The sequence below is a fragment of the Lentibacillus salinarum genome, assembly GCF_042679865.1.
In the GTDB taxonomy this organism is placed as follows: domain Bacteria; phylum Bacillota; class Bacilli; order Bacillales; family Amphibacillaceae; genus Lentibacillus; species Lentibacillus salinarum.
Window position 1 is genome coordinate 318,519 of record NZ_JBHTNH010000028.1, and the last position, 26,836, is coordinate 345,354.

Here is a 26,836-nt window from a genome sequence, read left to right on the forward strand (position 1 = left end):
TTTTCATGTAGAAAACACGTGTAACTATAGAGAGCTAAAATGACAACTAAGGATCGTGAAACCATTTTGGTTCAGCTACCGTCTAAAGGTCGAATAATAAAAAATTGAAAAGAGGGGGAGTCATGGAAGATAGGGAGAAAGAAGGTATTCTAGAGAGAATCATGATAGAACATGGGAGTGATTTGGTTAGATTGGCGTTTAGTTACGTTAAAGACAAAGAAACTGCGAAGGATATGGTTCAAAACACCTTTATCAAATGCTATGAGAACTTAGATAACTTTCGTTTTGAATCATCAATAAAAACATGGCTATACAGGATTACAATTAATCAGTGTAAGGATTATTTAAGAAGTTGGCACTTTCGAAAAGTTCAAGCTAGAAGCTTTTTGGAAAGTGCAATGGGATCCTTTTTACCTTCAGCAGAAGATAAGATGATTAAAAATACAGAGGATGAAGAGATGAAAAGTCTTATCTTTTCTTTATCCAAAAATTATCGGGAAGTTATCATTTTGTATTACTATAAGTCTTTATCCATTAATGAAATAGCTGAAGTAACAGAATTAAATACCAATACCGTTAAAACAAGACTCAGAAGAGCAAAACAAAGGTTAAAAATTTTAATTGAGGAGGCAAATGCTTATGGATAATAAATTTAATAAGGAGGTATTTTCATATTTGGAAAAGGAAGATTTGAAATTTACTGAAGAAGATAGGGTAGAAACCTTAAATAAAATTCAAGAAAAGAAACATAAAAAACAAGACAATAACATGACTCTGCTCAATATAAGCAAACGTTATGTCCTTCCTGTATTAGGTTCTGTAACAGCATTAATTTTAGCAATTGTTGTACTTTTACCGAATCTAAACATTGGTAACGAAATTGTTCAGGAAAACTCGGATAAACAACTAGCAGCTCAACATGAAGAATCATCTTTTTCAGTTTTAATAATGGGAAAGGATTCAGCTGATGAAACTAATCGTAGGAACAATATTAACATATTACTTACTTACAATAGTGATGACAACAGTATGAATGTAGTGTCAATTCCTCGTGATACGTATGTGGAAATTGTTAACTCTGAAGGGGAAATGATAGGCCAAGATAAGTTAATGCATGCCTCAGCTTATGAGCCAGATCCTGAAGCTGCTATAACAACAGTCTCGAACCTTTTTGATATTTCTATCGATTATCACGCCATTATGTCAGAAAAAAATATATATGAAAAGTTGGGAATTGCTGAAAAGGATGCAAGGGAGAATAGAAAAATAATTAATGAAATGGGCGGTTTAATCAAAGACCGATTGTCTGCATCTGAAATTAAAACCCTTTTAGACGAAAGTGAAACCACTATTCCAAGAGATGTGTTAAACCAAATAGAGGACATGAATTCTGGTTCCATGCAGGTGATAGATGTGGCAAAAGGAATAGAAGAAAAATTAATGAATGATATCTATTATGTAGAGATTAACCAAAAATTATTGGAAAAGACCTCTAATACTTTAAAGAACCACTTGGATGATAATTAACTTAAATCATCTACTACAAGTTCTGGATTTCAAGGTTAACAGAGAATAAATGTATCCTCCTGAAATCTTTTGTTCAATTTAATGTATTAATTAAGGATGTTTGATGAGTTGGAGTGCCATACGCGATGAGCGCTGCGCGTACGGTGTGAACAGGGGAGAAGGGAAAGACAACTTCAAACCCTTACCTATCATCTCTATGGATAAGCGGTTATTAAACACATTAGTGAGGTATTGTTTTGAATAAATTAAGATCAGCACATAGAAAACACAAAAAAGACAAAAGATGGAAAAAATGGACGCTAAATATCCTTTTGTTACTTATTGTTATTGTCATTGGTTTAGGAATTTATTTGTTCAACCAAATTTATAATGCCGCCCAGGGCTCCTATAAGGGGTTAGATCGTCCTAGTAATAAATCAGAATTGAGAGAACAAACAGTCGACATAAGTGATGAACCTATATCTATCTTATTAATTGGGACTGAAAGTTATTCTTCTAATGGTAAAAACGGTCGCGCAGATACACTAATTGTTGTTACGCTTGATCCAAAAGATAAAGAACTAACTATGACGAGTATCCCCCGTGATACCAGAGTAGAATTTACGGTTAAAGAGGCTGGAAAGTATGCAGGTTTTCACAAAATTAATGCTGCTTACACTTATGGCTCAATATCTGGATATGGAGCCAATAAACTAACTGTGGAAACAGTTGAGGATTTACTTGATATTCCGATTGATGAATATATAACTGTTAATTTTGAAGCATTTAGAGATATTGTAAATGCACTTGGCGGCGTAACTGTAGATATAAAAAAAGGATTTTGGGAGAAAAATATTTTTAACAACGATAAAAGAATTTATTTTGAAGAAGGGTTGGAACGTTTAAACGGTGAAGAAGCACTTGCCTTTGTCAGAATGAGAAAACGGGATATTGCCGTGGAATATACACGTATGGAAAGGCAGAGGCAGTTCATTAAGGCTGCAATTGACCAGGCTATTTCAGCGGGAACTATATTTAAAGTAGGAGAAATATCCGATATAATAAGCAAAAACGTAAAAACTAGTTTGAAACCATCTGAAATTTTTGCTTTACAACAAACATACTCCTCGATGGATCCCACTTCAATTGAAACTTTTGATATTAAGGGTTCCAATGAAATGATTGATGGTCTGTCTTATTTCATTCCTACAGAAGAAGGATTAAATAGGGTTGCACGCCAATTAAAACAAATCTTGAAATTAGATTCTTATAGTACTGAATCTAACGGATAATAAACAAGATAAATCGGTGTCCACAAAAGAATCCGCAAATATTCTTCTGACGAAATCGAATACGCTCGTGTTTGGTTGCAGCTTGGGCCGAATCAAGACATAAATGAATTGAATGTTCGGCATATTTCAGCAGGTGATCCACTCAATCCCGACGACGAAACAAGTGCTAATTATCCAGAAGGCGTTATCCAGTTATCCGGTTCACGCTTAGTAGATGGATCAGTAACTTATAGTGGTAATGGGGATGGTACGATTAATGTATACGAAGTTCCTTTACATTGGGATGGCAAGAATCCTACTGGGGAAGACGTCTATAAAGCTATTATTGAGAATACAAAGGCGGAGTCCATTGATCCAGGTGACGATCAAAAATTCATGAAGTTAATCAAATTCCTTGGTGTTGATAATTAAGCAAACGGGCCTAATCGAATAAGAAGGCGTCCTTCTGAATCCCGGCATTTAATTGAATTAATATGAGGTTTGAATGGTTAGGAATATGCTATAGTTTTATTGACGTCAGAAACACGGATAGGTGGTATGATTGTTTTGATACAGGAATTCTTTTTCACCTTCATTGTCACTTTTCTAATTGCCTTGATTTTAAGTTACATAGGCCAAAGGGTGATTGTAAACAGAAATAAACTTGATAAGAAGACGATTTTAGTGGTGATTGTACAAAGTTTGGTCATTGCTATATTACTTTCTTTTATTTTTTAGGAATACGATAGGACGCGATTGTTTAATAAACAAATAAAACAAACAGCTCAGTTTATGTGACCTGAGCTGTTTTATTCTTTCTAACAAAGACCATCTAAAACGTCGCTATTTCATAAGAAAATCGTACTGATATTTTGGGTTTTCTCCACGGTAAGAGAACGACTTATGTCTTTTCGGAAGATGTTTTTTCTGGTCAGCTTCCCGCGGCCTGTTCATTTTTCTGTGGCGGTTCGGTTTTACTAATGATGCTGGTACCGGCCAAATCACCGGTCACGTTGATGGCGGTACAGCCCATACCGACCAGCACGTCAACAGCCGTCAGCAAGCCGACTGCTTCCATTGGCAGTCCGATTTGTGCAAATACGGTAGCAATCATGATAATACCGGCGCCCGGAACGCCCGCGGTCCCGACGGATGCCAATGTCCCGATTAGGACGACCTGCAGGATTTCGACGAAGCTGAGCGGGTCACCGACTACATTGGCCGCAAATACAGCAGACACGGCAATCCGGATAGCTGCTCCGTCCATATTGACGGTCGCACCGAGTGGCAGACTGAAGCCGTACAGACTTTTAGGCAGTTTCAGCCCATTGGCGGCATTCAGGGTGAGCGGCAATGTTCCGGAACTGCTTTGGGTGACAAACGCCGTAATCATCGGTGTCCGGCCAAATCGGAAAAAGTCCTTGATATTGATTTTATAGAAGGCCATAAACAGCACGTAAACCAATAGTTGAACGATTAACGCAATGTAAAGCACGCCGATCATGCTGCCCAATTCCCATAATGTGCTAGCACCCTGATTGCCGATTACCTCAGCGATGATGGCAAAAATGCCGACCGGCACGTACTGGATGATCACTTTCATGATGCGCATCGTTGCCTCATTCAGACCGTCAATGACTTTATACACCGTCTCGCCCAGTTCTTTGGTGGACTCGGACGATCTGAGCGCTGATATCGCAATCCCGAATGCGAAGGCTGTAAAAATGATGCCTAACAAGTTCAGTTCGCTAAATGCTGTCACGATATTTTCCGGGACAATACTTAACAGGACACTGACGACACCCGGATTTTCCGGTACGTCAAAGGCTTCGCTTCCTTCGAGTGTCATCCCTGTGCCCGGATTGAAGATACTGGCAACCGTAACCCCAACAATGATAGCCAAAGCGGACGTCACGACATAATAGATAAACACTTTTCCGCCCATGCGGCCAAGACTCGCGAGCTTCGTCTGGTTAAGTCCGACAATCAGTGTGAATAAGATTAATGGAATGATTAGAAATTGCAGCAGACGAAGCAAAAGATCCCCGAACGGTGATAGCACCGCTGCATCCTCACCGAACATTAAACCAACAATAATGCCAAGCGCCAGCGCAACAGTGATTTTGGAAATGAGTGATGCGCTAAGATACCCCCGACATATGTTTTTCATCGATTTCCCTCCCCTTTATGTAATCAGTCTATGACACTTAATCCGATAAAATTAATCGGTATTTATTTGACAGTATCTTGTTTGGCCGGCTGTGTCAAAATCCCTGTTTTTAATGCCGATCATCAAGCCATGCTCCCGGCGAGCATGGCTTGAAGTCAGGCGCTTATTGTACAATGAACATCTGGGACCCGTAACGGCCGCTGTCGTTATAGCTAACACCGATGTGGGTGAATGACTCATTCAGAATGTTTTCCCGTTGTTCTTCGTTGTCCATCCAGGCCTCGACGACTTGCCGATCGTTGTTTTCACCGGCTGAATCAAAGCTGGCTACCATGTTTCGTGTAACTTGGTCAGCTGAGCATCGAATTCATTTTGCCGATCGTCCAGCGCGAAGACCCGGGCTGTCTGCTGGTCATTCACATGCTGGATGTAGATTTGTTGGCCGTTATAGGTAACATTCTTCATATCGGCTGACTGGGCGATTTCCTCTGCCCGCTGTCTGTTCAACCAGACCACCTCCATTAATGTAACATTTGGCTGTACAGCCGAACACGGCGCGTCAACTACACGTGTCCGGCTGTTTATTCGTTAAGGACCATCCTCAAATAAACCGTCCAGGTCCACTTCCTGGATGTGATCCATTTCATCAAGTGGAAACACAGTGGCTGTTGCCTGGTCGGGATTGATGTTTTTTAAATAAACGGGGAATCCGTGATAGCTAACGTTGACCATGGTTATGGAATCGATAATGGCCTGTGCGCGGTCGTGATCCATCATGATCTCCTTTCAACGGCCTCACGGTTATTTTTTACCGCCCCTGAACGGTATATGCGAGGAGGAATTAACCAGTTGTCTAAATTGTTTTTATGGTTGATTTCACGTAAAATCAGCATTAGACTGTGAAAAAGTACAGGGGGATTTGAAACGGGGGATGGAGCGTTGACAGCAAGACGAAAGGTTTTTCAAACATTTTACTACGGCTGGTTTATCGTCTTTATCGGTGGTCTGGGGATCTTCTTTTCCGGCCCCGGCCAGACGTATTCGAATTCAGCTTTTATTGATGAGTATATTCAGGATTTTGGCTGGTCACGGACGGAAGTGTCCAGTTTATATTCGACAGCAACATTGATTGCCGGTTTGACGATGATGTTTGTCGGCCGGTTTATTGACCGGTACGGCCAGCGCTTTATGATGGTGACAGTTGGGATTGTTTTTGCGCTCGCCTGCTTTTTTAACAGTATGGTCACGAATATGGTCATGCTGGCGGTTGGGTTCTTTATGGTCCGGCTACTGGGCCAGGGCACGATGTCATTGATCCCGAATACGCTGGTCGCGCAATGGTTCGTGAAAAAAAGAGGCCGCGCGTTCAGTTTCATGACAATGGGCAGCTTTATCAGTGCGATGCTGTTTCCGATTATCAATACATGGCTCATCCAGACGTGGGATTGGCAGGTCGCCTGGCAGTTTTGGGGTGTGATGCTTCTCGTTGTCTTTGTACCGTTTGCTTTGTTTGGCGTCCGCAACCGCCCGGAACAGATGGGGCTGGAACCGGACGGCTTGCAGAAATCGAAGGACGACAATACAGAACCGGTCATGGGTACCGCCACGCTGCCTGAAGCAGAAGCGGACTGGACATTGAAAGAAGCCATGCGTACTTGGGCTTTTTGGGGGATTTTGATCAGTGTCGGTATACCAGCGATGATCAATACCGGGATCACCTTCCATATTATGTCCATTTTTGATACGAATGGACTGTCGCCGGGCATCGCGGCGATGGTGCTGAGTCTGATGGCATTTGTCGGGATGCCGATGTCACTCATTTCCGGCTTTATTACGGAAAAAGTCCCCACCAATTATTTGCTTGCCAGTGTGTTTGTGATTGAAATAATCTTTTTATTGTTGCTTCTCGTAACCGAAAGTTTTCTGCTGGCGGTGTTATTTGGCGTCGTTTGGGGGGCTGCCAATGGTCTCGAGCGGATCGGGATGAACGTCATCTGGCCAGATTATTTTGGCCGGAAATATGTCGGCAGTATTAATGGGGTCGGGATGACGATGGTGGTCATCGGCTCCTCGCTCGGGCCGCTTCCGTTCGGGGCTGGCTTTGATCTATTTCACAATTACACGCCGGTGCTCTTGGCGTCGCTCATTTTCCCAGTTGCCGGCGTGATTTGTGCTGTCACAGCCAAACGACCGCAAAAAGCCAAACTGGATGCGATCAGGGCACGCCAGGATTAAAATGGGATCGTGCGGTATTAAGACCTGCTCGACCGTGGGCAGTCACAATTTGCGTGGCACTAGGGCTTAGATGCGCAATGACCGTGAGACGTCAACGCGTTGTGCCCCATCCATTCGATCTCGCGCAGTATCGCGCAATCTATTAAGGTTGATGCGCGACAGCTTCTGGTAACTAACATAACGATAAAGCGGTGAAGGTTAATGTTAAACGATACAGGGGAACGCGTCATTCCCGAAAACATGACTATAACGAATGAACTCTTGATTGAGCATGTGGCGCGGTATCATTTTGCCAGTGACTATGTGTATGGCCGCGTGCTCGACTTTGCCAGTGGAGCCGGGTATGGTACCCATATTCTAGCCAAGAAAGGAAAAGGACGGGTTGATGAAGTCATCGGCATTGACCGTAACCCGGATGCGGTGCGTTATGCCCAAGGAACGTATTATCACCCGAACTCAGCATTTGCTGTGGGCGATGTGACCGATCCGAAGCTGCAAGAAGAACTTGGCCGATTCGATTGTATCGTCAGCTTTGAAACGCTAGAGCATGTGGCTGAAGAGGAACAGTTTCTGACCAATGTTTATCACTTATTGAAACCGGGTGGCACACTTGTGTTGTCAACGCCGTTTGGTAAAGGGCGCGGCAAGCCGTGCGGGTCGCCGTTCCATGTCCATCAGCTTTCGGTTGCAGAATTTATGAATTTGTTTCCGGGTTATACGTCGACGGCATTTTACTTGCAAAGAGGGGCACTGATTATACCGGCCACATCCAATGAGAACCGGCATTATCCGCTCGGGATCGCTATTTGCAGCAGGTGAAGTTTCCGGGTTTGGCGGGGCTGGTGTCCACGGCGATCGGGCGTTTGCAGGCACGTTTCGCAGCGTGTGTCTGTTTTCCGGACGTGAAGCAGGCCGTTCGCCGGCAGCCGAGCTAGGCTGAACAACAAAGCGCCATCAGTCGACCGTAGTGGGTGTGACGCCTATCCCGGTCATTGTAGCATGCCCATGAACGCTTCCACATTCTTTTTCCTAGCCATAATCGGTGAACAGACATAGGAAAACCGGCGCTTGAACGCATGGTCTTTTACCGGAATGATGGCCAGATCGTTATGGCGGACATTCCGCTCAACCACGCTTCCAGACAGCAGTGAGAGGCCCAGACCGCGGATGACCGACTCTTTCACGCCCTGATTGCTGCTGATGGTGATCGTGGACGTGACTTGCAGGCCGTTGGAGCGGATGACGTGTTCCAGATATTTTCGTGTGCCGGACCCTTCTTCCCGGGCAATCCATGTTTCGTGATGCAAGTCGCTGATGGTCACGCACTGTTTTTGGGTAAGTGGATGATCAGCAGGCCCCACGACGAAAAGTTCGTCTTCCATGAAGGGCTCAATCAGCAGTTCGGGATCGTTGGACTGTCCTTCAATCAAGCCGATATCGATGTCGAGCTGTTTGACGGCCTGGACGATTTCGGTTGTATTGCCAATCTCCAAATCCGGATCAAGATCGGGGAAATGGTCGCGCATCCTGACGAACAGCGAAGGAACGATATACTCGCCAACCGTGAAACTGGCGCCGATTTTGATCGCGCCCTTTACCGCCTGATGATGTTCCAGAATAGCCTGACGTGTCTGTTCATACATGGCCAGAATTTGTTTGGCTCGTTCGTACAAAATTTCCCCGGTTGGTGTAATCGTCAGGTTTCTTGGGGTTCGGACAAATAATTCAGTCTGGAATTCTTCCTCAAGATTTTTAATATGCAGGCTGACGCTCGGTTGCGAAATGCGCAAGGCTTCCGCCGCCTTCGTAAAATTTTGCTGATCCGCAACCGCGACAAATGTTTTCAGGGCATCGTAATACATGGCTATCCCACCTTTGGTATGTTTAATTTTGTTATTAAAAATCCTAATTACAACTATCATTAATATGTATTTTACTAATAACTGGGGCTCCGATAAAGTGAAAATAGAACGTTTTTCAAAAAGGTGGGAGCACCATGGAACAGCCATTGTATAAACGGCCCTCTATTTTGTTTGCGGCCGGGATTCTGATAACACTTGTGATCGCATTCGTTGCCCAATTTTTAGCGCAGTTTCCGTTTTTATCAATTATGGGGTCTCTGGTGATTGCGATTCTGATCGGTATCGCCTGGCGGGCGACGCTTGGTCTGCCGGATAGTGTGACACCGGGTGTGACGTTTTCCAGCAAGAAATTGTTGCGGGTCGGTATTATTTTGCTCGGGATGCGGCTAAATATGGTCGACATCTATGAAGCCGGTTGGCGTGTATTCACGATTGCTACGCTCAACCTGGCGTTTGCCCTTATTGTCGTTTATCTCATTTCCCGCTGGATGGGTGTTGACAAAAAGCTTGGCATCCTCACAGCAAGCGGTACAGCGATTTGCGGTGCGGCAGCCATTGTGGCGATTGCCCCGCAAGTGAAAGCCAAAGATGATGAAACAGCTGTCGGGGTGGCCACGATTGCGGTGCTGGGCACGCTGTTCACACTCGTTTATACGTTTCTGTATTCGCTGTTTGACTTATCCCAGAATGGCTTTGGTATTTTTGCCGGTGGAACACTGCATGAAATCGCGCATGTTGTCGCAGCGGCAGCAGCGGGAGGCGATGCTGCGGTCGACATTGCGGTCATCGTTAAATTGACGCGTGTGGCGCTGCTTGTGCCGGTTGTCCTGGTCATTGGTTATTTGTTTCAGAAAAAGGATGACGAAACGGCCCGGAACACGTTTTCCTGGTCAATGGTGCCATGGTTCATCTTCGGATTTCTTGCTGTCAGCGGGATCAATTCGCTTGGCATTATCCCGGCAAATATAGCCGACCAAATCGTCAACCTTGCCTACTTGCTGCTGGCGATGGCCATGGCGGGGATCGGTTTGGGCGTCGATATTGGCACATTCCGGCGGCTCGGGCTTAAATCATTCACAGCCGGCTTAGTCGGATCCGTATTACTCGCCGTGTTTGGCTTTTTGCTCGTATCAGCATTCGGATTATGGTAAGCGACGGGGCGGTAGTGCCTGCCCGGCTTATGCACAAAACCCGGTACACACCCTTCAGTTAGGCGTATGCCGGGTTTTTTAACGTATAAAATTTTGGACGACGTTTCAAGACCGAAAACGGCTGACTCGCCGACTTCTTCCCTCTGGCATCTGAAAAGACGTGTTCTAATGCTCACTGTCCAGTTCAGCCAGCTGATCCATGATTTGTTCGGTCACGTGTTCGGCAACATCGCCGGCGATAATATCCTCCTTCGCTAAACGTTCGACAGCTTCGTGCTGGGCATACAATGAATGACGCCGGACGGTATTTTGCTGTTTAGCTTTCAAATCCGGATGCTCCTGGAAAAGCTGTTCCATTTCTTCCTGGATGTCTTCCAGATAGCGCTCATAATCCGCGGTAATATCACGTGTGATCGTCTCGGTCATCCGGAATTTATCTTTTACCCGCGTTATGGCTTCCATGGCTGTTTCATAACGGTATGCCTTTGCCAGCAGTGTTTCATACGTCCTAAAGCCCTTATCCTGTTTGTTCACGCCGAGCCAGTTGAGAATCGGCTTGATCGTAAGGCCTTGACAGACGAGGGAAAACAGGACAGCACTGAAAACAAAAATTAGAACATCTTCGCGCCCGTTGAAATCCCGTGGCAGGCTCAAGACCAATGCGATGGATAAGGACCCTTTCAGCCCGCCCCAGTTTAGAATATGTTTCCATGCCGCTGGGATACCGCCGGCGAACAAGGTCGTGGTGTAGACAGCAATGCTTCGGGCAGCGAGCACAATCAAAATGGCCAGGAAAATGAGTCCCCATCTGTCGGCTACATCGATCCGGGTAATTTCCAACCCGACCATTAAAAACACGAGCGAATTGATCAGTAGTGTGATGACATCCCAGAAGTTCTTGATGTTCAGCTTTGTTGTCGGACTCATGGCGATTTTGGCCCCGTAATTGCCTAACGTCAGTGCCGCTACAACCACCGCAATCACCCCGGACGCCTGGATACTTTCGGCGAGCAAATACGTCCCGTAAAACAAAATGATACTGAAGATAATTTCCAGTGGGTAATCGTCAAAATAGCGCGTCACCCGTGATGCCACGTATCCGGTAGCCCCGCCGACCAAGAGCCCCAGTGCCACAACTTTGATAAACGACCAGATGCCAAGACCGACACCTTCAATCCCCATTCCGGCGTAGGTCAAGAGTGAAAAAGCGGCTATGTTAAACAGGACAACAGCAAGGCCGTCATTGAACAGACTTTCGCCTTCAATCACGGTAGAAAGCCGTTTGTTGACACCAAGGTTTTTAAAAATGGATAACACACTGACCGGGTCGGTGGCACTCATCACGGCGGCAAATACAAAGGCAGCCGGAATGGTTAGTTGCAATAACCACATGGCGGAAAAACCGATGACGACAAATGACAGAAAGGTGCCGCCGAACGCCAACAAGATAATCGGTTTTTTGTTGTCAAACAGCTGGGAAAAGGGCATTTTCAAGGCGGCTTCACCCAGCAGTGCAGGAAGAAAGAGTGTAATCACCGCAAAATTAAACACCTCGCCTTCTGTTATGAAGTCGATTAACGGCTCAAGCACCGGAATATGGATTAGACCGATAACAGCCCCGACAATGACGAGCGCAATCGGGTATGGGCGATCAAATTTTTTGGCAATGGCGGTAATGCCGGCAGCCATCATGACCAATATGAGAATGAGTGAAAACATATGATGCAAATCCATGTCTTCCACTGAAATGTACCTCCCTCAATCATCACATACGTTTAGTTTGACCAAAAGGCGCAATAGAATGCGGTGACGCGTTTATCCGATTATTATTCGAGGATGTTCAAAAATCCGGTAAAAATGAAGCCGATCAGGCGTTGATCAGTTTTTTTGAAAGATAAGTATAAAATGTTGGACGACGTTTTCAATTCCGAAATTGGCTATGTCGCCGATTTCTTCCAATCCGACTTCTGACCTCTGGAAAGACGCGTCAGGCGTTTTTCTTAATTTGCCATCGTTTCCACTTAACGCATGTGATCACCAAATCAGCTCCCCGTTCCCCCGGGATTACACGATTGTATGACATTTGTCATGCCTGTACCTTGACGTTTATGACTTCAACAGTATGTTTGTTTTCTCTAACATAGAAATTAGGACGCTTGATAAAAAGTCACCCTTCTCAAGGAGGCCGTTATGAGCAAACAAAAACAAACCAATTTAAAAAAGCGTGTCGCAGCTTTTGCTAACCCGGATAAGAAAGCAAGTATTCTGCAGCTTATTAATACGATTCTGCCGTTTCTCCTGATCTGGTTTCTTGCCTACCAAAGTTTGGCTGTATCGATTTGGTTAACCCTGGCACTAGCGGTTGTGGCGTCAGGCTTTGTTGTACGCATCTTCATTATTTTTCATGATTGTACACATGGTTCCTTTTTTAAAAACCCAAAGGCAAACCGGATTGTTGGGACGATTACTGGAATCCTGACACTGTTTGCTTTTGAAAAATGGAAGCGAAGTCATGCGATTCATCATGCAACCAGCAGTAACCTGGACAAACGTGGTACCGGCGATGTGTGGGTCATGACGGTTGAGGAATATGCTACCGCGACCTTTTGGGGCAGGCTGGCTTACCGCCTTTACCGGAACCCGATTGTCATGTTCGGGTTAGGACCATTTTATCTGTTTCTCCTCTCGAACCGTTTTAACCGAAAAGGCGCAAAGCGAAAGGAACGGATAAATACCTACGTCATCAATGCTTCGGTTGCGGCGATATATGGCCTGTTAATATGGGTGATCGGCTGGCAGGCGTTTCTAATTATCCAAATGCCCATTATCTTTATAGCTGGTTCACTGGGAATCTGGCTGTTCTATGTCCAGCATCAATTTGAGGATTCCTACTTTGAAAATGAAGATGAATGGGATTTTGTAAAAGCTGCCGTGGATGGCAGTTCCTATTACAAACTGCCGAAAATCATGCAGTGGATGACTGGCAGTATTGGATTCCACCATGTCCATCATTTAAGCCCGAGAGTCCCGAACTATCATTTGGAAAAGGCGCACGAATCCACACCACCTTTAAAAAATGCAACAACCATAACATTAGCATCCAGTCTAAAGTCAATTCGATTCCGGCTGTATGATGAAGCTGACAAGTCGTTTGTAAGCTTTAGAGACGTAAAAGAACGGCTGCGCAAAATGAAGCACGTAAGCACAAATCACTCACGTTTACAGGAAAATTAAACGCATTCCACAAAAGGCCCTCTTTTATTGTATAGGAGGGCCTTACTTTTTTGTTATACTTAATGGAGTTGGCGAAAGGAGTGCGGCTGGTATGCAGAACTGGTATCATATCATTCCGAAAAATACGGGGCTCAGTATCTATGCGTGGATCATATTTTGTATTCTGCCGTTTTATTTTATATTTCGGACATCCGGAACATGGGAAATTATTTTCGGCATTTTAATGATATTGCTGTTTTTCACGGCATACAGAGTATCCTTCCTTTCAAAAGGCTGGACGGTATACTTGTCGGTCAGTGTTGAAATGGTCATCAGCATTGTGATGACCGTATATTTAGGCTACGTTTACTTTGGGTTGTTCTTAGCATTTTACATTGGAAATTTACAGCATAAAATCCGCTTTATAACGCTCTACGTTATTCATCTTGTTACCACGATTGCGGCTGTTACGATTGGTTTTTTTACCCAAAACGCTATATTCCTTTCACAGCTGCCGTTTATTATCTTCAGTGTCATTGGTGTTATCCTTCTGCCCATAACCCTATATTACCGTAACAAACGGGAAAAGCTGGAAAGCGAATTAAGAGATGCCAATCAAAAGCTTTCCCGGATGGCGGTCTTGGAAGAACGCCAACGGATTGCTCGTGATTTGCATGACACATTGGGGCAGAAGCTTTCCCTCATTGGATTAAAAAGTGATTTGTCTGGCAAGTTAGTCGACGTAAAACCTGATAAAGCTAAAAGTGAAATCGATGATATCCATCAGACGGCACGGACAGCATTAAAAGAAGTACGTCAGATGGTTTCCGATATGAAAGGCACAAAGTTGGAAGATGAGATAACCCGAATCCAACAAGTGTTGGAAGCCGCCCGGATTAAATGTCATCTCAACGGGAACCCGCAGCTCAAAAGCATTTCACTACTGGTGGAAAATGTTTTGAGTATGTGTTTAAAGGAAGCTGTCACAAATGTCGTCAAGCATAGTCAGGCTGCTTCCTGCCATGTGACGATCACCCAAACGCCGGAAGAAGTGTGTCTTCAGATAGCGGATAATGGCCGCGGTATGACAAAAGATAAAGATTTGTATTCAGAAAATGGACTTCAAGGAATGAAAGAGCGGCTGGAATTTGTAAATGGCCGTTTGGCTATTGCATCGGGGAACGGCACAACACTTACCATTCAGGTGCCAAGTGTGCTACATAGAACTGAACAGGAGGGCTCGTCGTGATAAGCATTGTCATTGCCGAAGATCAAAGTATGCTGCTCGGTGCTCTGGGATCTTTGCTTGATTTAGAAACGGATATGGAGGTGATCGGTAAAGCCAGGAATGGTGAAGAGGCTCTAACGTTAGTTGAGCGGTATACGCCCGACATTTGTATCATGGATATTGAAATGCCATTGAAAAGCGGACTTGATGCAGCGGAAGCATTAAAGGATCACCCGTGCAAAGTGATTGTTTTAACAACGTTCGCGCGTGCAGGTTATTTTGAAAGGGCACGAAAGGCCGGGGTAAGTGGTTACTTATTAAAAGACAGCCCGAGCGAGGAATTGGCAAACTCAATTCGGACGATTATGGACGGCAGACGGATTTATGCCCCTGAGCTGGTTGAGATGGTATACGATAATGAAAACCCGCTGACTGAAAGAGAGGAACAGGTGATTAAACTGATTGCTGACGGTAAAAATACAAAGGAAATAGCGAACGCGCTTTATTTGACCAATGGCACTGTCCGCAATTACGTCTCCGTGATCCTCGATAAACTGGAAGTGACAAACCGGATTGAAGCCATTTCAAAAGTTAAAGAAAAAGGGTGGCTTCCGTAGATTTTTTTGCATACGGAAGCATCACACGTCTCTCATGCACATGTCATCACCAACATCGTATATGAAAAGCACCAATCCTATCTTGCATAAAGGCAGCCCCGAATCCAAAAGCTAAAGCATGAAAGGAGTGCAAACAATGTCTGAAAAGAACAACCAATTCAAGGAAAATAAAAACCATGGTGAGTATCGGAATGGTCGCAAAAGCCAATATAAAAACAACAGTGTACACGGCGAACAGTTGAATGAGTATGTCAATAAAAAAGATGATTAATTGACGGTGATTTGCCGCGGCCGCCGATTTCTTTAAGTCTGACTTCCGACTTCTGACTTCTAGAAAGACGAAGTGGAAGCCGAGTTTTTCTAACGAAGGAGTAATGGCATGGACAAAGGCATGTTTCTCGACCGTGATGGCGTCATCAATGAAGTGCTCACGCAGCGGGTCAAATTTGTTAACAAGCCGGGTGACTTTTACCTGCTGGATGGTGTCGGGGAGGCGATTAAGGCGTTCAATGACATGGGCTTTCGTGTGTTTGTTGTCACGAATCAGGGCGGTATCGGGCTTGGCTACATGACAGAAGACAGTCTGACCGCAATCCATAACAAAATGGCCGACGATCTGGCGCAATATGGCGCCGTTATTGATGACATCGCTTACTGTCCACATAAACCGCACGCCGGTTGCCCCTGCCGCAAGCCAAAACCGCAAATGATCCTTGACCTCGCTGAAAAACATGTCGTTGATCCCGGTCAAAGCTACATGGTCGGTGATCGGGAACCGGATATTGAGGCGGGAAGACAAGCCGGCACGACAACCGTTTTGGTGGGCGCAAAAGATCGGCATACCGCGGAGCCTGACAAGCATTTTCCGAACCTCCTGACGTTTGCCAGCTGGCTGAAAAAGCACCTTTAATTGGTCATGGATTTTTCGTTTCGTGGCATACTACATTCAGTTAAACAAACAATCACGAAAGGATGAAGCTGGCATGAAAGGTTTACTTAAAATCGTCATGGCTGTGACGGTGGCTTTCTTTATCAGTGTACCGACCGTATCGGCCTTTTATAAAGGGTTTGCCGAGGACTTGCAGCATGAACAGCAGGCAGAGAATACGAAAAAAGAGACCTACCACCGTATTTTCCTGGAACTTGAAGCTAGGGAACTGGGGATTGAAACGGAAGGTAAGGATAAGGAGCAATTGCATAAGGCCGTCGCCGAGATAAAAATTAAGCAAGCTGCGGACAAACATGGCATTGAAACAGAAGGCGAGGACATACAGGAACTTGCGAAAGAAGTGCACCACGCCGAGGTGAAGGAAAAAGCCGATGAACTGGGCATTAACCAAAAGGGGAAAGACCCGCAATTGCTTGCGGAAAACGTTTACGAAGAAATGATGAAGCAAAAAGCCAATGAACTGGGTGTCGAAACGAACGGAAAGAAGATTGACGAACTGAAGAAAGCTGTGCTGGAAGCAGCGCTCAAACGTGAGGCCGAGAATTTAGGCGTCGATGCAGGAAAAAAAGATGTTTACGAATTACAGAGGGTCGTTCATGAGCAAAAAGTTGTCCGCACCGCTGAGGCGTTAGGGATGGAAACGACTGATAAGGATACGGATAAGCTTTTTGATGAGATTATGACCCGGCATGCCGCCAAAGCGAAGGAGCAGAACCTGTATCCGTTTGAACATAAGCACGGAAATTTTTTTGAAGGCTACCACATGAAGAAAGAATAATTCTGAGTCCGATTATATAGCATTAAGAAAAAACGCTAACGCGTCTTTTCAGATGCCGGAGGTGAGAAGTCGGATTGGAAGAAATCGGCGCGACAACCGATTTTGGCATTGAAAACATCGTCCAAAATTTTATACTTTCTTATCTGTTAAGTAAATCCCCGACCGTCAATCGGGGACTTTGTCTGTTTGAAACCCTCTGCGTCACATGTCACGTTATTGGTTTCCCAGCTCGTCCCGGTCACTGGCACGGGGTGGTTCTTCCATCCAGCCGTTTTCAATCAGCAGATTGGCCCCATCTTCCGAATACTTAAGAATTTCATGCATCAGCCGGTCATAATGCGCTGTCAGGTCACGTCGGACACTCGTTGAAATACTTGTCCCGTAATACCCGATGCCGAGTCCTATCAGGGATGTCACAATAAACAGCATCATCTTATCTGAAAAGGGCGCCACCCTTGACTCGGTCACAAACGAATCGGACGCCATCGGCACAGGCAAGTCATCTTCACGCAAAATCGAGCCGAATATTTCATCATGTTTGTCGGCGATGTCCTTGCCTCGTGTAAAGAATTTCCCGACCTTTTTGGACTGGGCAACCTGGCTGAACCCTATCAGTGTTGCGCTTCCAAATGTGTTACGCTGGAAATTGGCAAACAGATTGGCGATCTCCAACGACAGCAGTGGCCTTCTTTCCCCGAACCAGCCGGTTAGAAAGGATTGTTTTTTTACAAAATCAGCCTTCTCCGGATAAGGGATGTACGGTGAGCGGACAAACAGCCCTTTTTCCAGTAAGACGTCTTTTGCCATTGTGTTCAGTTTGTTCGATTCGCTCAGACATTCGGCGAAATACGTATCGATATCGGATCTGACAGCCAGCGATTTGGCAACACTGTAGGCATTCAGTGATACTTGCGACATCTGAAACATGAAATGCAGCAAATACTGGTCAGAAAACAGCCTGGGCGCTTCCATATTCAAATCCTGATTTTCCGAAAAACCAATGGGGATCGGATACTGTTCCGCATTGAAAATGGCTGTCAATTTGTCAACGTGTGTTTGGGACAACTTCAGGGCATGCTCCAGAAGCGATTGAGCGGCAGAATCTTCAGCCGTCTGCAAAAAATATGTCAAAATGCAAATGGATGCCGTATCGTTCTGATAGGATATCCAGAGCTGTGATAGCTCGGCGGATGTCAGTTTAACCGATTCATGTGTCATGAGCTGATTCCTCCAGAAATATAGCGTTGTGTTCTATTGTTTATCCTGTCATCTAAATTATTCGTATTAGGAAGGGTTTTGGCGCTCTATTGTTGAATATACTAAATAGAAATCCAAGTGAGGGGGAAATGGAAATGAGTGAAAAAGCACAGATCAAAGTCAATGATAATGGGCCTTACCTGGTGAAAGGAAATGTGGAAATGGTGGATGCAGATGGGAATGTCTTTGAAACGAAAAAAGCTTTCACCATTTGCCGCTGTGGCCATTCATCCAATAAGCCCTTTTGCGATGGGACCCACAAGAAAGTCGGCTTTGAAAGTGAACCACGGGTGGAGTGATGGCTGGCACCTCTATGCTTTGTCATGGCATAGAGGGCTTTTATCATGTGAGGCATTTCCAAAAACATTAAATGTAGCGAAGCATTTGTCTTACATGTAACTGTCAGACCGCGTCCTGTCGCAATGTCGACCTGACACGTCCTGTGCATCGCATCGTAAGCCCCCGCTAAAAGCCTGATGGCGAAACCGGGAAAGATAAGTAGGAGATTCCGGTTGATGTTCAAGGCTCACCGGTCGATAGTCGCGCCGCTCCGGTTGATGTTTAGCGCTCACCGGTCGATAGATGCCCTTCTCTGGTTGATGTTTAGCGCTCGCCGGTCGATAGTCGCACCGCTCCGGTTGATGTTCAGCGCTCGCCGGTCGATAGTCGCACCGCTCCGGTTGATGTTCAGGGCTCACCGGTCGATAGTCGCACCGCTCCGGTTGATGTTCAAGGCTCACTGGTCGATAGTCGCGCCGCTCCGGTTGATGTTTAGCGCTCACCGGTCGATGACGCGCCGCTCTGGTTGATGTTCAGCGCTCACCGGTCGATAGATGCCCTTCTCTGGTTGATGTTCAGCGCTCGCCGGTCGATAGTCGCACCGCTCCGGTTGATGTTCAGGGCTCACCGGTCGATGACGCGCCGCTCAATTGCCAGTTAATGTCCGATTCTGTTTGAGCCTGCGCGATGCGGGTCTTGGGATGCGCCGTACTGGACAAGGAAAGTTTCAGCAGTGATGCATCTCCGTAAGAAAAGTGCTTTTCTTTTTTGAGGACGCCCGAGTACTTAGCCTTTGTTCCTTTTATCAGTGGGGGAACGCAGACTAAAACTGCCATATCAATCGCCAGATTCTGCAAGCCCAAACCCCATCTGATGAAGTAACTTAAGCAAAACAGGATAGTTGCCATGATCCCGCCAGTTTGGAATAATATGAATAGGTTTTGTTAATAACTTTACAATCTAAGGAGTGGACCCGTATGAAAGTATTGGTAGTCGGTGCAAATGGCCAAATTGGACAACATATCGTTAAACAATTGAACAACAATGATGACCATACAGTACGGGCGATGGTCCGCAAAGAAGAGCAGGCAGAAGAACTGAAGAAAAAAGGGATTGACGCGGTTATCGCCAATCTTGAAGGTCATAAACGATCCATCGTCAAAGCGGCAAAAGGTTGTGACGCGGTTGTTTTCTCAGCAGGATCCGGCGGCAAAACAGGCGCCGAAAAAACATTGCTGGTCGATCTGGATGGCGCTGTCAAAACCATTGAGGCAGCTGAAGAAGCCGGTGTTGACCGCTTTGTTATGGTGAGTGCCCTGCAAGCCAATAATCGTGAAAATTGGAACGAAAAAATCAGACATTACTATGTGGCCAAGCACTATGCGGACAGAATGCTTGAAGCCAGCAACCTGAATTACACCATTGTGCGGCCGGGCGGACTGTTGAACGATGCCGGAACAGGCAATGTACACATAGCCGGGAACCTGGACGAACGCGGATCGGTCCCGCGTGAAGACGTAGCCCGTACGGTTGTGGCTTCCCTGTCCGAGGAAAACACACATAAACGCGCGTTTGATCTGGTCTCGGGTGACACAGCGATTGCGGATGCTCTGAAAAACCTGTAAACCTTGAAGAGCACCAAGAGTGATGTTGCTTTTGGTGTTTTTTAAATTTTGGACGACATTTTCAATACCGAAATCGGCTGTAGTGCCATTTCTTCAAGTCTGACTTCCGGCCTCTGACCTCTAGAATGTCGAGGTGTAAGCGAGTTTTTCTTATTTGATGTGTTACATATAACAAACGGTTTTATCCTGAGACAAGAGGTGACAGCATATGAACAAGAAAATTATCATCGATTGTGATCCCGGACAAGATGACGCGATGGCGATTATACTGGCGGCGTCCGGTGTAAGTGATTTAAAGATTGAAGCGATCACAACGGTTGCTGGGAATGTTGGCGTGGGAAAAAACACGGTAAATGCGTTGCGCGTATGCGACCTGACGGGACTGCACGACATTCCAGTTGCAATGGGGGCTGACCGCCCGCTCGTCCAGGAACCGTCAGAAGCCTCCCATGTGCACGGCCAAAGCGGCCTGGACGGAACAGATTTGCCGGAAGAACCGGTGAAGCAACCGATTGATCAGCATGCCGTTGACGTGCTGATTGAGAAATTGCTGGCATCTGATGGGGACATAACGCTTGTCCCGATCGGCCCGCTGACAAACATTGCCCTGGCTATCCGGAAAGAACCACGTATCGTTGCGAAAATTAAAGAAATCGCTATGATGGGCGGGGGAACATTCGGTAACCGAACACCGTCAGCCGAATTTAATATTTATGCTGATGCGGAAGCTGCGCGTATCGTCTTTGAAAGCGGTGCACCTATTACAATGTTTGGACTGGATGTCACGCATCAGGCGCTGGCCACGCCCGATAAGCTGGCGGAGCTGAAGGCCATTGAAAACCCTGTTGCGAAAGCAGTTGCGGACATGTTGACCTTTTACTCTGGCGCATACAAAGGAAATTTTGCCGGTGCTGCGATGCATGACCCTTGTCCGATCGGTTACCTAATCGCCCCGGATATATTCGAATGGGATAAGGTGCGTGTTGATGTTGAGACGACAGGTAAGTTCACGTACGGTATGACCGTGGTTGATTTTAAAGGATCCACAGGCCGGGAGTCAAATGTCCAGTTTGCCCGCCGGCTTGATTCGGGTGAATTTTGGCAACTATTTTTGGATGCATTAAGGTCGTACTCAAAGTCATGAACGGGTGAACATACGCTTCCAACTCGAGCGAGAGCAGCCACAACTCGAGCGAGAGCAGCCACAACTCGAGCGAGAGCAGCCACAACTCGAGCGGGAGCAGCCCCAACTCGAGCGGGAGCGGCTCCAACTCGAGCGAGAGCGGAGCCAACTCGAGCGGGAGCGGTCGCAACTCGAGCGGGAGCGGTCGCAACTCGAGCGAGAGCAGCCCCAACTCGAGCGAGAGCAGCCTCAACTCGAGCGAGAGCAGCCACAACTCGAGCGGGAGCAGCCCCAACTCGAGCGAGAGCAGCCGCAACTCGAGCGGGAGCGGCTCCAACTCGAGCGAGAGCAGCCCCAACTCGAGCGACGATCACACAAATCGCGCAATAATATCATAATTTCGCGCGATATCCCGAGCAAATCGCGCGACCAAGGTTCAAATTCGCGCGAACAGCACCACAATTAAGTAAAATTCCAGCCCTCAAACGGGCAACAGGATACCGAAGTGGTAAATTTTTCAACCCTCACAAAAACCTTCTTTTAATAATAATCGAAAACAAAATGAAAAAGGGGGCATGATTTTCAAAAATTTTTTTCTGAAAATCATGCCCCTTTTTTTAGAAAAAGTTTCGATTATCGTTGTAGAAGAAGTAATTAGTCCCTATTCGCTATGCCCAAATGCGTATCGAGTTCACCGTGGATCGATTCTGCCGCAACATCGCTGCCCTTCAGCCAATCGGCAAAGTCAAATACAACCGGCTCCTGATCACCGCCTAGGGCAAACCATGCTTTTAATTCTTTTGGAAAATAGGCGGTTGTATGAATCGTGCCGGCCCAGCTTTTGTACAGATCGGAAAAGACACCTTTATCTTTGTCATTCAAGAGGCGGAAAGCGTCATGGGCACCGATGGACTGGCTCGCCTCCTTATCGATAACATGTATGCGACGTTTCGAGTCATCCAAATGATGGCGGTTTTCATGCTGTAGCAGTTCAAAATGATTGGTACATGCATTGGACTGCCGCACTTCGACTGCCCTTGGTGACGCTTCAACCACGTATGTTTCCTCATTCCGGTCCAGCACCACATAACTGAACGATCCGCGATGGGGAATCTCTTTCAAGAGCTGAATCGCATCATCAACGGTGGCGCATGTTTCAAGAATTATCCGGCCGATCATGTGACAAACAAAGCCGTCACCAGGCTTGCGGCGCTGCATGAAGTTGTACCCCATGACCAGGCCTTTTTCATTCATGCCGTCCATCCGTCCGGTTACCCGTGATGATGGGCCGATGATCGCATAACCCTGATCACTCGGCTGAAAAAAGCTGTAGCGGCCGTCATAAGTGAGTGGATGATAATCATAATTGCGCACCATAAAATCCGCACCCGTCAAAATGGAACAGCCGCTCGGTTTCATATTCACCCGGTAATGGCCGAAATCGCGGAGCACGTCCGTCATCGGCACACTAAGTGCATCACGCATACCGGTCAGCTCATCCCAGATACCCGGGGCGAACTGCATAAACGCCCTTTTCGCATCGTATTCATCGGACTGAAACCGGGGTTTCCGCATGCGCCAACTGTCCTGCCGATTGCGCAGTACAGCTGAATCCTGGAGCCAGAGCCCCTGTGCGTAGCCGAAGTCATAATGGCTGCCGCGGAATTGGGTGATATCGGTATGTACCTTAGTCATTGTGATCATCCTTTGATAGCCATATTACCTTTATTTTACGCCACCCTGTCAGAAAATGAAAATCATGATGATTCAAGGATATTGAAAACTTTTTATTTTGACTTAAAATAATGGATATAACGATTCGTTTAGAAAGAAGGTTCCATAATGGCTCGCATCTTATATATTGAAGACGAAATGGATATTGGTGAGTGGGTAAAGCAGCGTCTGACGAAAAAAGGTCATGACGTCACGTGGCTGACATCCGGTGAAAAGGTGGATCAATACATTCGTGAGACGGACATGGTTATTTTAGATGTCATGCTGCCGGGGTTGGACGGTTTTTCACTTGGGAAGCGGATTAAAAAGAAAATGCCGGATATACCGATTTTAATGCTGTCTGCCCGCACAGCGGTAGAGGATAAATTGGAAGGATTAAGTTTTGCAGATGATTATGTCACAAAGCCGTTTCATCCCGATGAGCTTGCTGCACGTGTCGATGTTCTCTTGAGGCGGTTTGATAAACAGAATGAGCTGCTCGAATTGCAGCATTTGACAGTCAATACACAGGATCTGCACATCACCAATCGGGAAACGGGTGACCGGTAAGCAGTATCATATATTCCATTACTTTCTGCGCCATTTAAATCAGATTTTAACAAAGGAACAACTATATGAAGGTGTCTGGGACGACCCTTATATCGATGGCGACAAAACGCTGATGGTCCATATCCGGCATTTGCGGGAGAAAGTTGAAAAGGACCCGGCTCAGCCAACGATTATTGAAACAATTCGCGGCATCGGATATAGGGTGAGAAGATGAAATTTTTCAGGTTTTTTAAATCATTGCAAGCGAAATATTTGTTGATCATCTTCATCGCGATTTTCGTCGTTCAAATCAGCCTACTTATATCGGCTTTTATTTTGTTTAATACAGGTGTTGACACATTTGAGCATGATTATGCCGGGGTTGAGGACAAATGGCATCAAGACGCCGGGGATATGGAAAATGTTTCAGAAGAGGCGGTCATGGCACATTTTCAGAAATGGAAACAAGCCTATCCGGATGCGGGTATGTTTTGGGTCAATGATAATGGCCAGCTGTCAGCAGAACTTGATAGCGTGGAGGATTTGCCAGCGGAATGGGGTGCTGCGGATACAGCACAATTTATTAAAGACCGGTATAACGGCAATCCATTTACAGTTGTTGCTTTTCTTGGTCAGGAAGGAAACCAGGGCTTTATCGTTTTGGAATTACCTAGGGCTGTCATGGATAACGTAACCAGCGACCGGATCTGGATATATTCGGTCACATTTCTTGTTTTAATCGTTCTGTTTATGATGGTATCCCTCATATTTTTCAGACAGATCCGGAAACGGCTGTTGAACCTGCAGCAAGCGATGGCTATAAGAGATGTTGACAATTTGCCGGTCGTGACTGATGTGAAGAAAGATGATGAGATTGGTGAGCTTGAAACGGCCTTCAACAACATGGTCAACGAACTGCGCGAAAGTAGAGAACGTGAGCAGGAAGAAGAACAATTAAGGCGCGAGCTGATCGCCAATCTCTCACACGATTTGCGCACACCTTTAACCAAAATGCGGGCACTGACCGATGCCATTACCAAAGAAAATTTGTCACAAGATGGCCATCAAGCTGTTCAACGGCTGGAAGGATCCATTGACAGTATAGACCGGCTGATCGAAAACCTGATGTCATACACGTTGTTAACGGCAAGCAAGTTGAACTATCAGCCCGAAAAAACGGACGTCATCCGTCACGTACGGTCTTCCGTGGCATCATGGTATCCACTGTTTGAACAGGAAAACTTTGAAATTGACGTTCACCTGGAGCCTTTTGAAACCAATGATTGGCAGATTGATCCGCTCTGGATGGACAGGGTTCTTGACAATCTGCTGCAAAACGTCATCCGCTATGCCAAAGATGGCCGGTATATCGGGGTTTTCACTGAGACAACGAGTGACTATGACGCCATTATCATCACCGACCGTGGCCCCGGTATGGACAATAAAGGGCCTGAAAAAGGTGCCGGTATCGGGTTATCGATCGTTGATATGATGGTCCGTCAAATGGGGCTGGATTGGGATGTGAAATCGGATGAACGCGGGACTGCTGTTCGGATTAAAAAGCATAGGAAGCAAAACGTTGGGGCGTCGATTGACATTAACGATCAATGGTAGATAACTTTAAATGAACACGATCTAGCCATTCCCCTAATTTTTGGTGATTTATTGCTTTGTGGCTTTAGGGGGAGGGTGCAAGACTTTATTCACAAGCAACGGATTGATGGCGTCTAACGTATCTAAGACACTTTCTTAGTAGATAAAATCAGAAAGGATGATAAAGTGTCAGAAATAAAAGATGAAATCATTTTAAGAGGACTTAAAGAAAATAATTTAAAAAATGTAGATTTAAACATACCAAAAGAAAAAATCAACGTATTTACTGGTCTTTCAGGCTCAGGAAAGAGCTCAGTTGTTTTTGATACATTAGCCACAGAAAGTAGAAGACAAATGACGTTGAACTATCCTCTCTATGTTAGAAATCAAATGCCAAGATACGAAAGACCCCATGTCGATCTGATGCAAAACTTAAGTCCTGTGGTCGTAGTAGAGCAAAGACCTATAGGAGGCAATTCCCGCTCAACAGTTGGCACTTATATGGATATACATCCATTGATTAGACTTTTGTTCTCACGAATAGGAAATCCTTCAATAGATTCTGCCACCGACTTCTCGAGTCACAGTTCATTTGGTAGATGCCCAGAATGCAGTGGATATAGGAGGGTCATTGCACCAGACCTGAATAAGATAATCGATTGCGATAAATCGCTTCGGGAATATGCAGTGAAATTTAAGCCGTTATCACCTTCAGGCTGGCAAGGCAGATGGATGATGACCGGCGGATTATTCGATCCGGATAAACCGATAAAGGTCTATTCCGAAGAGGAGTTCCGCCTATTCATATACGGTCCTCCAGAAGGCGAGAGAGTTTTTGCGCCGTTTCACACCAAACACGGACCTCAAGATCATGAGTGGGATGGGTTATTGCCTAGATTTACGCGTCTCTATATAAATCGAGATATCTCAAAGCTAAAACAGATATCCTTAGACGACGTCTTAGCCGTATCGACACATTCATTATGCCCAACCTGCCGGGGCTCAGGCCTAAACCCAAAGGTGTTAGAATGTAGAATAAATGGCTTAAATATTGCAGAATACGATCAATTAGAACTGACAGAGTTACTAGCGGAACTAACGAAGATAAAAGATCCTATGGGAGAGTCTATAGCCCAACAGGCAATCCCACATATAAAACAACTCGTTGAAATGGGATTAGGATATCTGAGCCTATCAAGAAAAATGGGCACCCTGTCCGGTGGTGAAGCTCAAAGGGTAAAAATCGCGCGTCATTTAGGGAGCAGTCTAAACAATATCCTATACATTTTTGACGAACCAAGTGCAGGACTCCATCCAGAAGAAGTGGATATGTTAATACAGATGCTAAAAAGTCTAAAAGACGAGCATAATACCGTGATCGTCATCGAACATGATCTAGCCGTCATAAAAGTGGCGGATGAAATAATCGAGATGGGCCCAGGAGCAGGCGTAAATGGAGGAGAGGTTATCTATCAAGGAAAATTGGAAGGACTGAAAAACGCTAAAGTCGCAACAACTTTAAACCATAAGCTAAAAATAAACAAAAAGCCAAGGAATATCAAACGTTATTTTTCAATCAAAAGAGCAAATCGAGAGTGTAAAATATTTTGTGTAAATAGAAATGACTAAATGATGTTCATAGAAAAAGGAAGACCCTTTCCTGTAGAATAGAGTTAGCCAACAACATTCACAGAAAAGAGGTCTTCCCTATGAATCA

At 45.6% G+C, this 26,836-nt stretch carries 26 protein-coding genes and 3 pseudogenes; 19 read left to right on the forward strand and 10 right to left on the reverse strand.

Going from position 1 to position 26,836, the window contains the following annotated elements; all coding sequences use genetic code 11:
- Positions 1–122 precede the first annotated feature (122 nt).
- From ACFQ4A_RS14435 to ACFQ4A_RS14450, 4 genes and pseudogenes are all read left to right on the forward strand, one after another.
- Entirely contained in the window at positions 123–647 is a 525-nt protein-coding gene (locus ACFQ4A_RS14435; RefSeq protein ID WP_382401845.1) for a sigma-70 family RNA polymerase sigma factor, read from the forward strand.
- The gene (locus ACFQ4A_RS14440; protein ID WP_382401847.1) at positions 640–1,527 is read left to right on the forward strand and encodes an LCP family protein; all 888 of its coding nucleotides are present in this window, start codon (positions 640–642) and stop codon (positions 1,525–1,527) included. Before ACFQ4A_RS14435 ends, ACFQ4A_RS14440 begins: the two co-directional genes overlap by 8 nt.
- A 236-nt stretch (positions 1,528–1,763) precedes the next feature.
- On the forward strand, positions 1,764–2,798 hold the full coding sequence (locus ACFQ4A_RS14445; RefSeq protein WP_382401849.1) for an LCP family protein: 1,035 nt from the start codon (positions 1,764–1,766) through the stop codon (positions 2,796–2,798).
- Between the two features lie 39 nt (positions 2,799–2,837).
- Positions 2,838–3,209, forward strand: a pseudogene (locus ACFQ4A_RS14450) (hypothetical protein); the annotation flags it as partial.
- A 499-nt stretch (positions 3,210–3,708) separates the two neighbouring features.
- Here the strand turns inward: ACFQ4A_RS14450 and ACFQ4A_RS14455 are convergent.
- The 4 genes from ACFQ4A_RS14455 to ACFQ4A_RS14470 all read right to left on the reverse strand — a co-directional run bounded on the left by ACFQ4A_RS14455 (position 3,709) and on the right by ACFQ4A_RS14470 (position 5,721).
- Positions 3,709–4,947: a dicarboxylate/amino acid:cation symporter gene (locus ACFQ4A_RS14455; protein ID WP_382401851.1), complete on the reverse strand. Its 1,239-nt coding sequence runs from the start codon at positions 4,945–4,947 to the stop codon at positions 3,709–3,711.
- 163 nt (positions 4,948–5,110) lie between these two features.
- Positions 5,111–5,281, reverse strand: coding sequence for a CAP domain-containing protein (locus tag ACFQ4A_RS14460; protein WP_382401853.1), 171 nt, complete (start codon positions 5,279–5,281; stop codon positions 5,111–5,113).
- A complete protein-coding gene (locus tag ACFQ4A_RS14465) occupies positions 5,275–5,454 on the reverse strand; it encodes an H-type small acid-soluble spore protein (RefSeq protein ID WP_382401855.1) in 180 nt (59 codons plus the stop codon). Before ACFQ4A_RS14465 ends, ACFQ4A_RS14460 begins: the two co-directional genes overlap by 7 nt.
- A gap of 81 nt (positions 5,455–5,535) precedes the next feature.
- Complete coding sequence (locus ACFQ4A_RS14470) at positions 5,536–5,721, reverse strand: H-type small acid-soluble spore protein (protein ID WP_382401857.1); 186 nt, start codon at positions 5,719–5,721, stop codon at positions 5,536–5,538.
- Between the two features lie 165 nt (positions 5,722–5,886).
- Here ACFQ4A_RS14470 and ACFQ4A_RS14475 point away from each other — a divergent pair, with 165 nt between their 5' ends.
- Both ACFQ4A_RS14475 and ACFQ4A_RS14480 read left to right on the forward strand, forming a co-directional pair.
- A complete protein-coding gene (locus tag ACFQ4A_RS14475; protein WP_382401859.1) occupies positions 5,887–7,182 on the forward strand; it encodes an MFS transporter in 1,296 nt (431 codons plus the stop codon).
- 201 nt (positions 7,183–7,383) lie between these two features.
- Positions 7,384–8,001 carry a class I SAM-dependent methyltransferase gene (locus ACFQ4A_RS14480; RefSeq protein WP_382401861.1) on the forward strand — a complete coding sequence of 206 codons (618 nt, stop codon included), beginning with the start codon at positions 7,384–7,386 and terminating at the stop codon, positions 7,999–8,001.
- A gap of 170 nt (positions 8,002–8,171) precedes the next feature.
- Here the strand turns inward: ACFQ4A_RS14480 and ACFQ4A_RS14485 are convergent, their stop codons facing one another.
- The gene (locus tag ACFQ4A_RS14485; protein ID WP_382401863.1) at positions 8,172–9,044 is read right to left on the reverse strand and encodes a LysR family transcriptional regulator; all 873 of its coding nucleotides are present in this window, start codon (positions 9,042–9,044) and stop codon (positions 8,172–8,174) included.
- A 134-nt stretch (positions 9,045–9,178) separates the two neighbouring features.
- On the opposite strand from ACFQ4A_RS14485, the gene ACFQ4A_RS14490 reads away from it, so the two are divergent.
- Positions 9,179–10,195 (forward strand): YeiH family protein, encoded by a 1,017-nt coding sequence (locus tag ACFQ4A_RS14490; protein ID WP_382401865.1) that lies wholly within the window; start codon positions 9,179–9,181, stop codon positions 10,193–10,195.
- 165 nt (positions 10,196–10,360) lie between these two features.
- On the opposite strand, the gene ACFQ4A_RS14495 is transcribed toward ACFQ4A_RS14490, so the two are convergent.
- The gene (locus ACFQ4A_RS14495) at positions 10,361–11,938 is read right to left on the reverse strand and encodes a cation:proton antiporter (RefSeq protein ID WP_382401867.1); all 1,578 of its coding nucleotides are present in this window, start codon (positions 11,936–11,938) and stop codon (positions 10,361–10,363) included.
- Between the two features lie 447 nt (positions 11,939–12,385).
- Here ACFQ4A_RS14495 and ACFQ4A_RS14500 point away from each other — a divergent pair, with 447 nt between their 5' ends.
- The 6 genes from ACFQ4A_RS14500 (at position 12,386) to ACFQ4A_RS14525 (ending at position 16,980) form a co-directional block, all read left to right on the forward strand.
- Positions 12,386–13,429 (forward strand): fatty acid desaturase, encoded by a 1,044-nt coding sequence (locus tag ACFQ4A_RS14500; protein WP_382401869.1) that lies wholly within the window; start codon positions 12,386–12,388, stop codon positions 13,427–13,429.
- A 91-nt stretch (positions 13,430–13,520) separates the two neighbouring features.
- Positions 13,521–14,657 (forward strand): sensor histidine kinase, encoded by a 1,137-nt coding sequence (locus tag ACFQ4A_RS14505; protein WP_382401871.1) that lies wholly within the window; start codon positions 13,521–13,523, stop codon positions 14,655–14,657.
- Positions 14,654–15,253: a response regulator gene (locus ACFQ4A_RS14510; protein ID WP_382401873.1), complete on the forward strand. Its 600-nt coding sequence runs from the start codon at positions 14,654–14,656 to the stop codon at positions 15,251–15,253. The genes ACFQ4A_RS14505 and ACFQ4A_RS14510 overlap by 4 nt, the downstream gene beginning before the upstream one ends.
- Before the next feature lie 136 nt (positions 15,254–15,389).
- Entirely contained in the window at positions 15,390–15,524 is a 135-nt protein-coding gene (locus ACFQ4A_RS14515) for a hypothetical protein (protein ID WP_382401875.1), read from the forward strand.
- A 108-nt stretch (positions 15,525–15,632) separates the two neighbouring features.
- The gene (locus ACFQ4A_RS14520; protein WP_382401877.1) at positions 15,633–16,163 is read left to right on the forward strand and encodes a D-glycero-alpha-D-manno-heptose-1,7-bisphosphate 7-phosphatase; all 531 of its coding nucleotides are present in this window, start codon (positions 15,633–15,635) and stop codon (positions 16,161–16,163) included.
- A gap of 73 nt (positions 16,164–16,236) precedes the next feature.
- Positions 16,237–16,980, forward strand: a complete 744-nt coding sequence (locus ACFQ4A_RS14525; RefSeq protein ID WP_382401879.1) for a hypothetical protein — start codon at positions 16,237–16,239, stop codon at positions 16,978–16,980.
- Between the two features lie 213 nt (positions 16,981–17,193).
- Here ACFQ4A_RS14525 and ACFQ4A_RS14530 read toward each other — a convergent pair whose 3' ends face one another.
- Positions 17,194–18,198: a DUF3231 family protein gene (locus tag ACFQ4A_RS14530; protein ID WP_382401881.1), complete on the reverse strand. Its 1,005-nt coding sequence runs from the start codon at positions 18,196–18,198 to the stop codon at positions 17,194–17,196.
- A gap of 134 nt (positions 18,199–18,332) precedes the next feature.
- On the opposite strand from ACFQ4A_RS14530, the gene ACFQ4A_RS14535 reads away from it, so the two are divergent.
- Positions 18,333–18,536: a CDGSH iron-sulfur domain-containing protein gene (locus ACFQ4A_RS14535; protein WP_382401883.1), complete on the forward strand. Its 204-nt coding sequence runs from the start codon at positions 18,333–18,335 to the stop codon at positions 18,534–18,536.
- Positions 18,537–19,133: 597 nt separating this feature from the next.
- Here the strand turns inward: ACFQ4A_RS14535 and ACFQ4A_RS14540 are convergent.
- Positions 19,134–19,373, reverse strand: a complete 240-nt coding sequence (locus tag ACFQ4A_RS14540; protein WP_382401885.1) for a hypothetical protein — start codon at positions 19,371–19,373, stop codon at positions 19,134–19,136.
- 120 nt (positions 19,374–19,493) lie between these two features.
- On the opposite strand from ACFQ4A_RS14540, the gene ACFQ4A_RS14545 reads away from it, so the two are divergent.
- Both ACFQ4A_RS14545 and ACFQ4A_RS14550 read left to right on the forward strand, forming a co-directional pair.
- Positions 19,494–20,141: an SDR family oxidoreductase gene (locus tag ACFQ4A_RS14545; RefSeq protein WP_382401887.1), complete on the forward strand. Its 648-nt coding sequence runs from the start codon at positions 19,494–19,496 to the stop codon at positions 20,139–20,141.
- Positions 20,142–20,349: 208 nt separating this feature from the next.
- On the forward strand, positions 20,350–21,285 hold the full coding sequence (locus tag ACFQ4A_RS14550) for a nucleoside hydrolase (protein ID WP_382401889.1): 936 nt from the start codon (positions 20,350–20,352) through the stop codon (positions 21,283–21,285).
- On the opposite strand, the gene ACFQ4A_RS14555 is transcribed toward ACFQ4A_RS14550, so the two are convergent.
- Both ACFQ4A_RS14555 and ACFQ4A_RS14560 read right to left on the reverse strand, forming a co-directional pair.
- Positions 21,176–21,622: a hypothetical protein gene (locus ACFQ4A_RS14555; RefSeq protein WP_382401891.1), complete on the reverse strand. Its 447-nt coding sequence runs from the start codon at positions 21,620–21,622 to the stop codon at positions 21,176–21,178. The genes ACFQ4A_RS14550 and ACFQ4A_RS14555 overlap by 110 nt on opposite strands.
- A gap of 296 nt (positions 21,623–21,918) precedes the next feature.
- Entirely contained in the window at positions 21,919–22,959 is a 1,041-nt protein-coding gene (locus ACFQ4A_RS14560; protein WP_382401893.1) for a C45 family autoproteolytic acyltransferase/hydolase, read from the reverse strand.
- Between the two features lie 147 nt (positions 22,960–23,106).
- Between ACFQ4A_RS14560 and ACFQ4A_RS14565 the strand changes: the two are divergent.
- The 3 genes and pseudogenes from ACFQ4A_RS14565 to ACFQ4A_RS14575 form a co-directional block, all read left to right on the forward strand.
- A pseudogene (locus ACFQ4A_RS14565) lies at positions 23,107–23,761 on the forward strand (response regulator transcription factor).
- The gene (locus tag ACFQ4A_RS14570) at positions 23,758–25,140 is read left to right on the forward strand and encodes a histidine kinase dimerization/phospho-acceptor domain-containing protein (protein WP_382401895.1); all 1,383 of its coding nucleotides are present in this window, start codon (positions 23,758–23,760) and stop codon (positions 25,138–25,140) included. The pseudogene ACFQ4A_RS14565 and the gene ACFQ4A_RS14570 overlap by 4 nt, the downstream one beginning before the upstream one ends.
- A 165-nt stretch (positions 25,141–25,305) precedes the next feature.
- A pseudogene (locus ACFQ4A_RS14575) lies at positions 25,306–26,709 on the forward strand (excinuclease ABC subunit UvrA); the annotation flags it as partial.
- Positions 26,710–26,836: the final 127 nt, after the last annotated feature.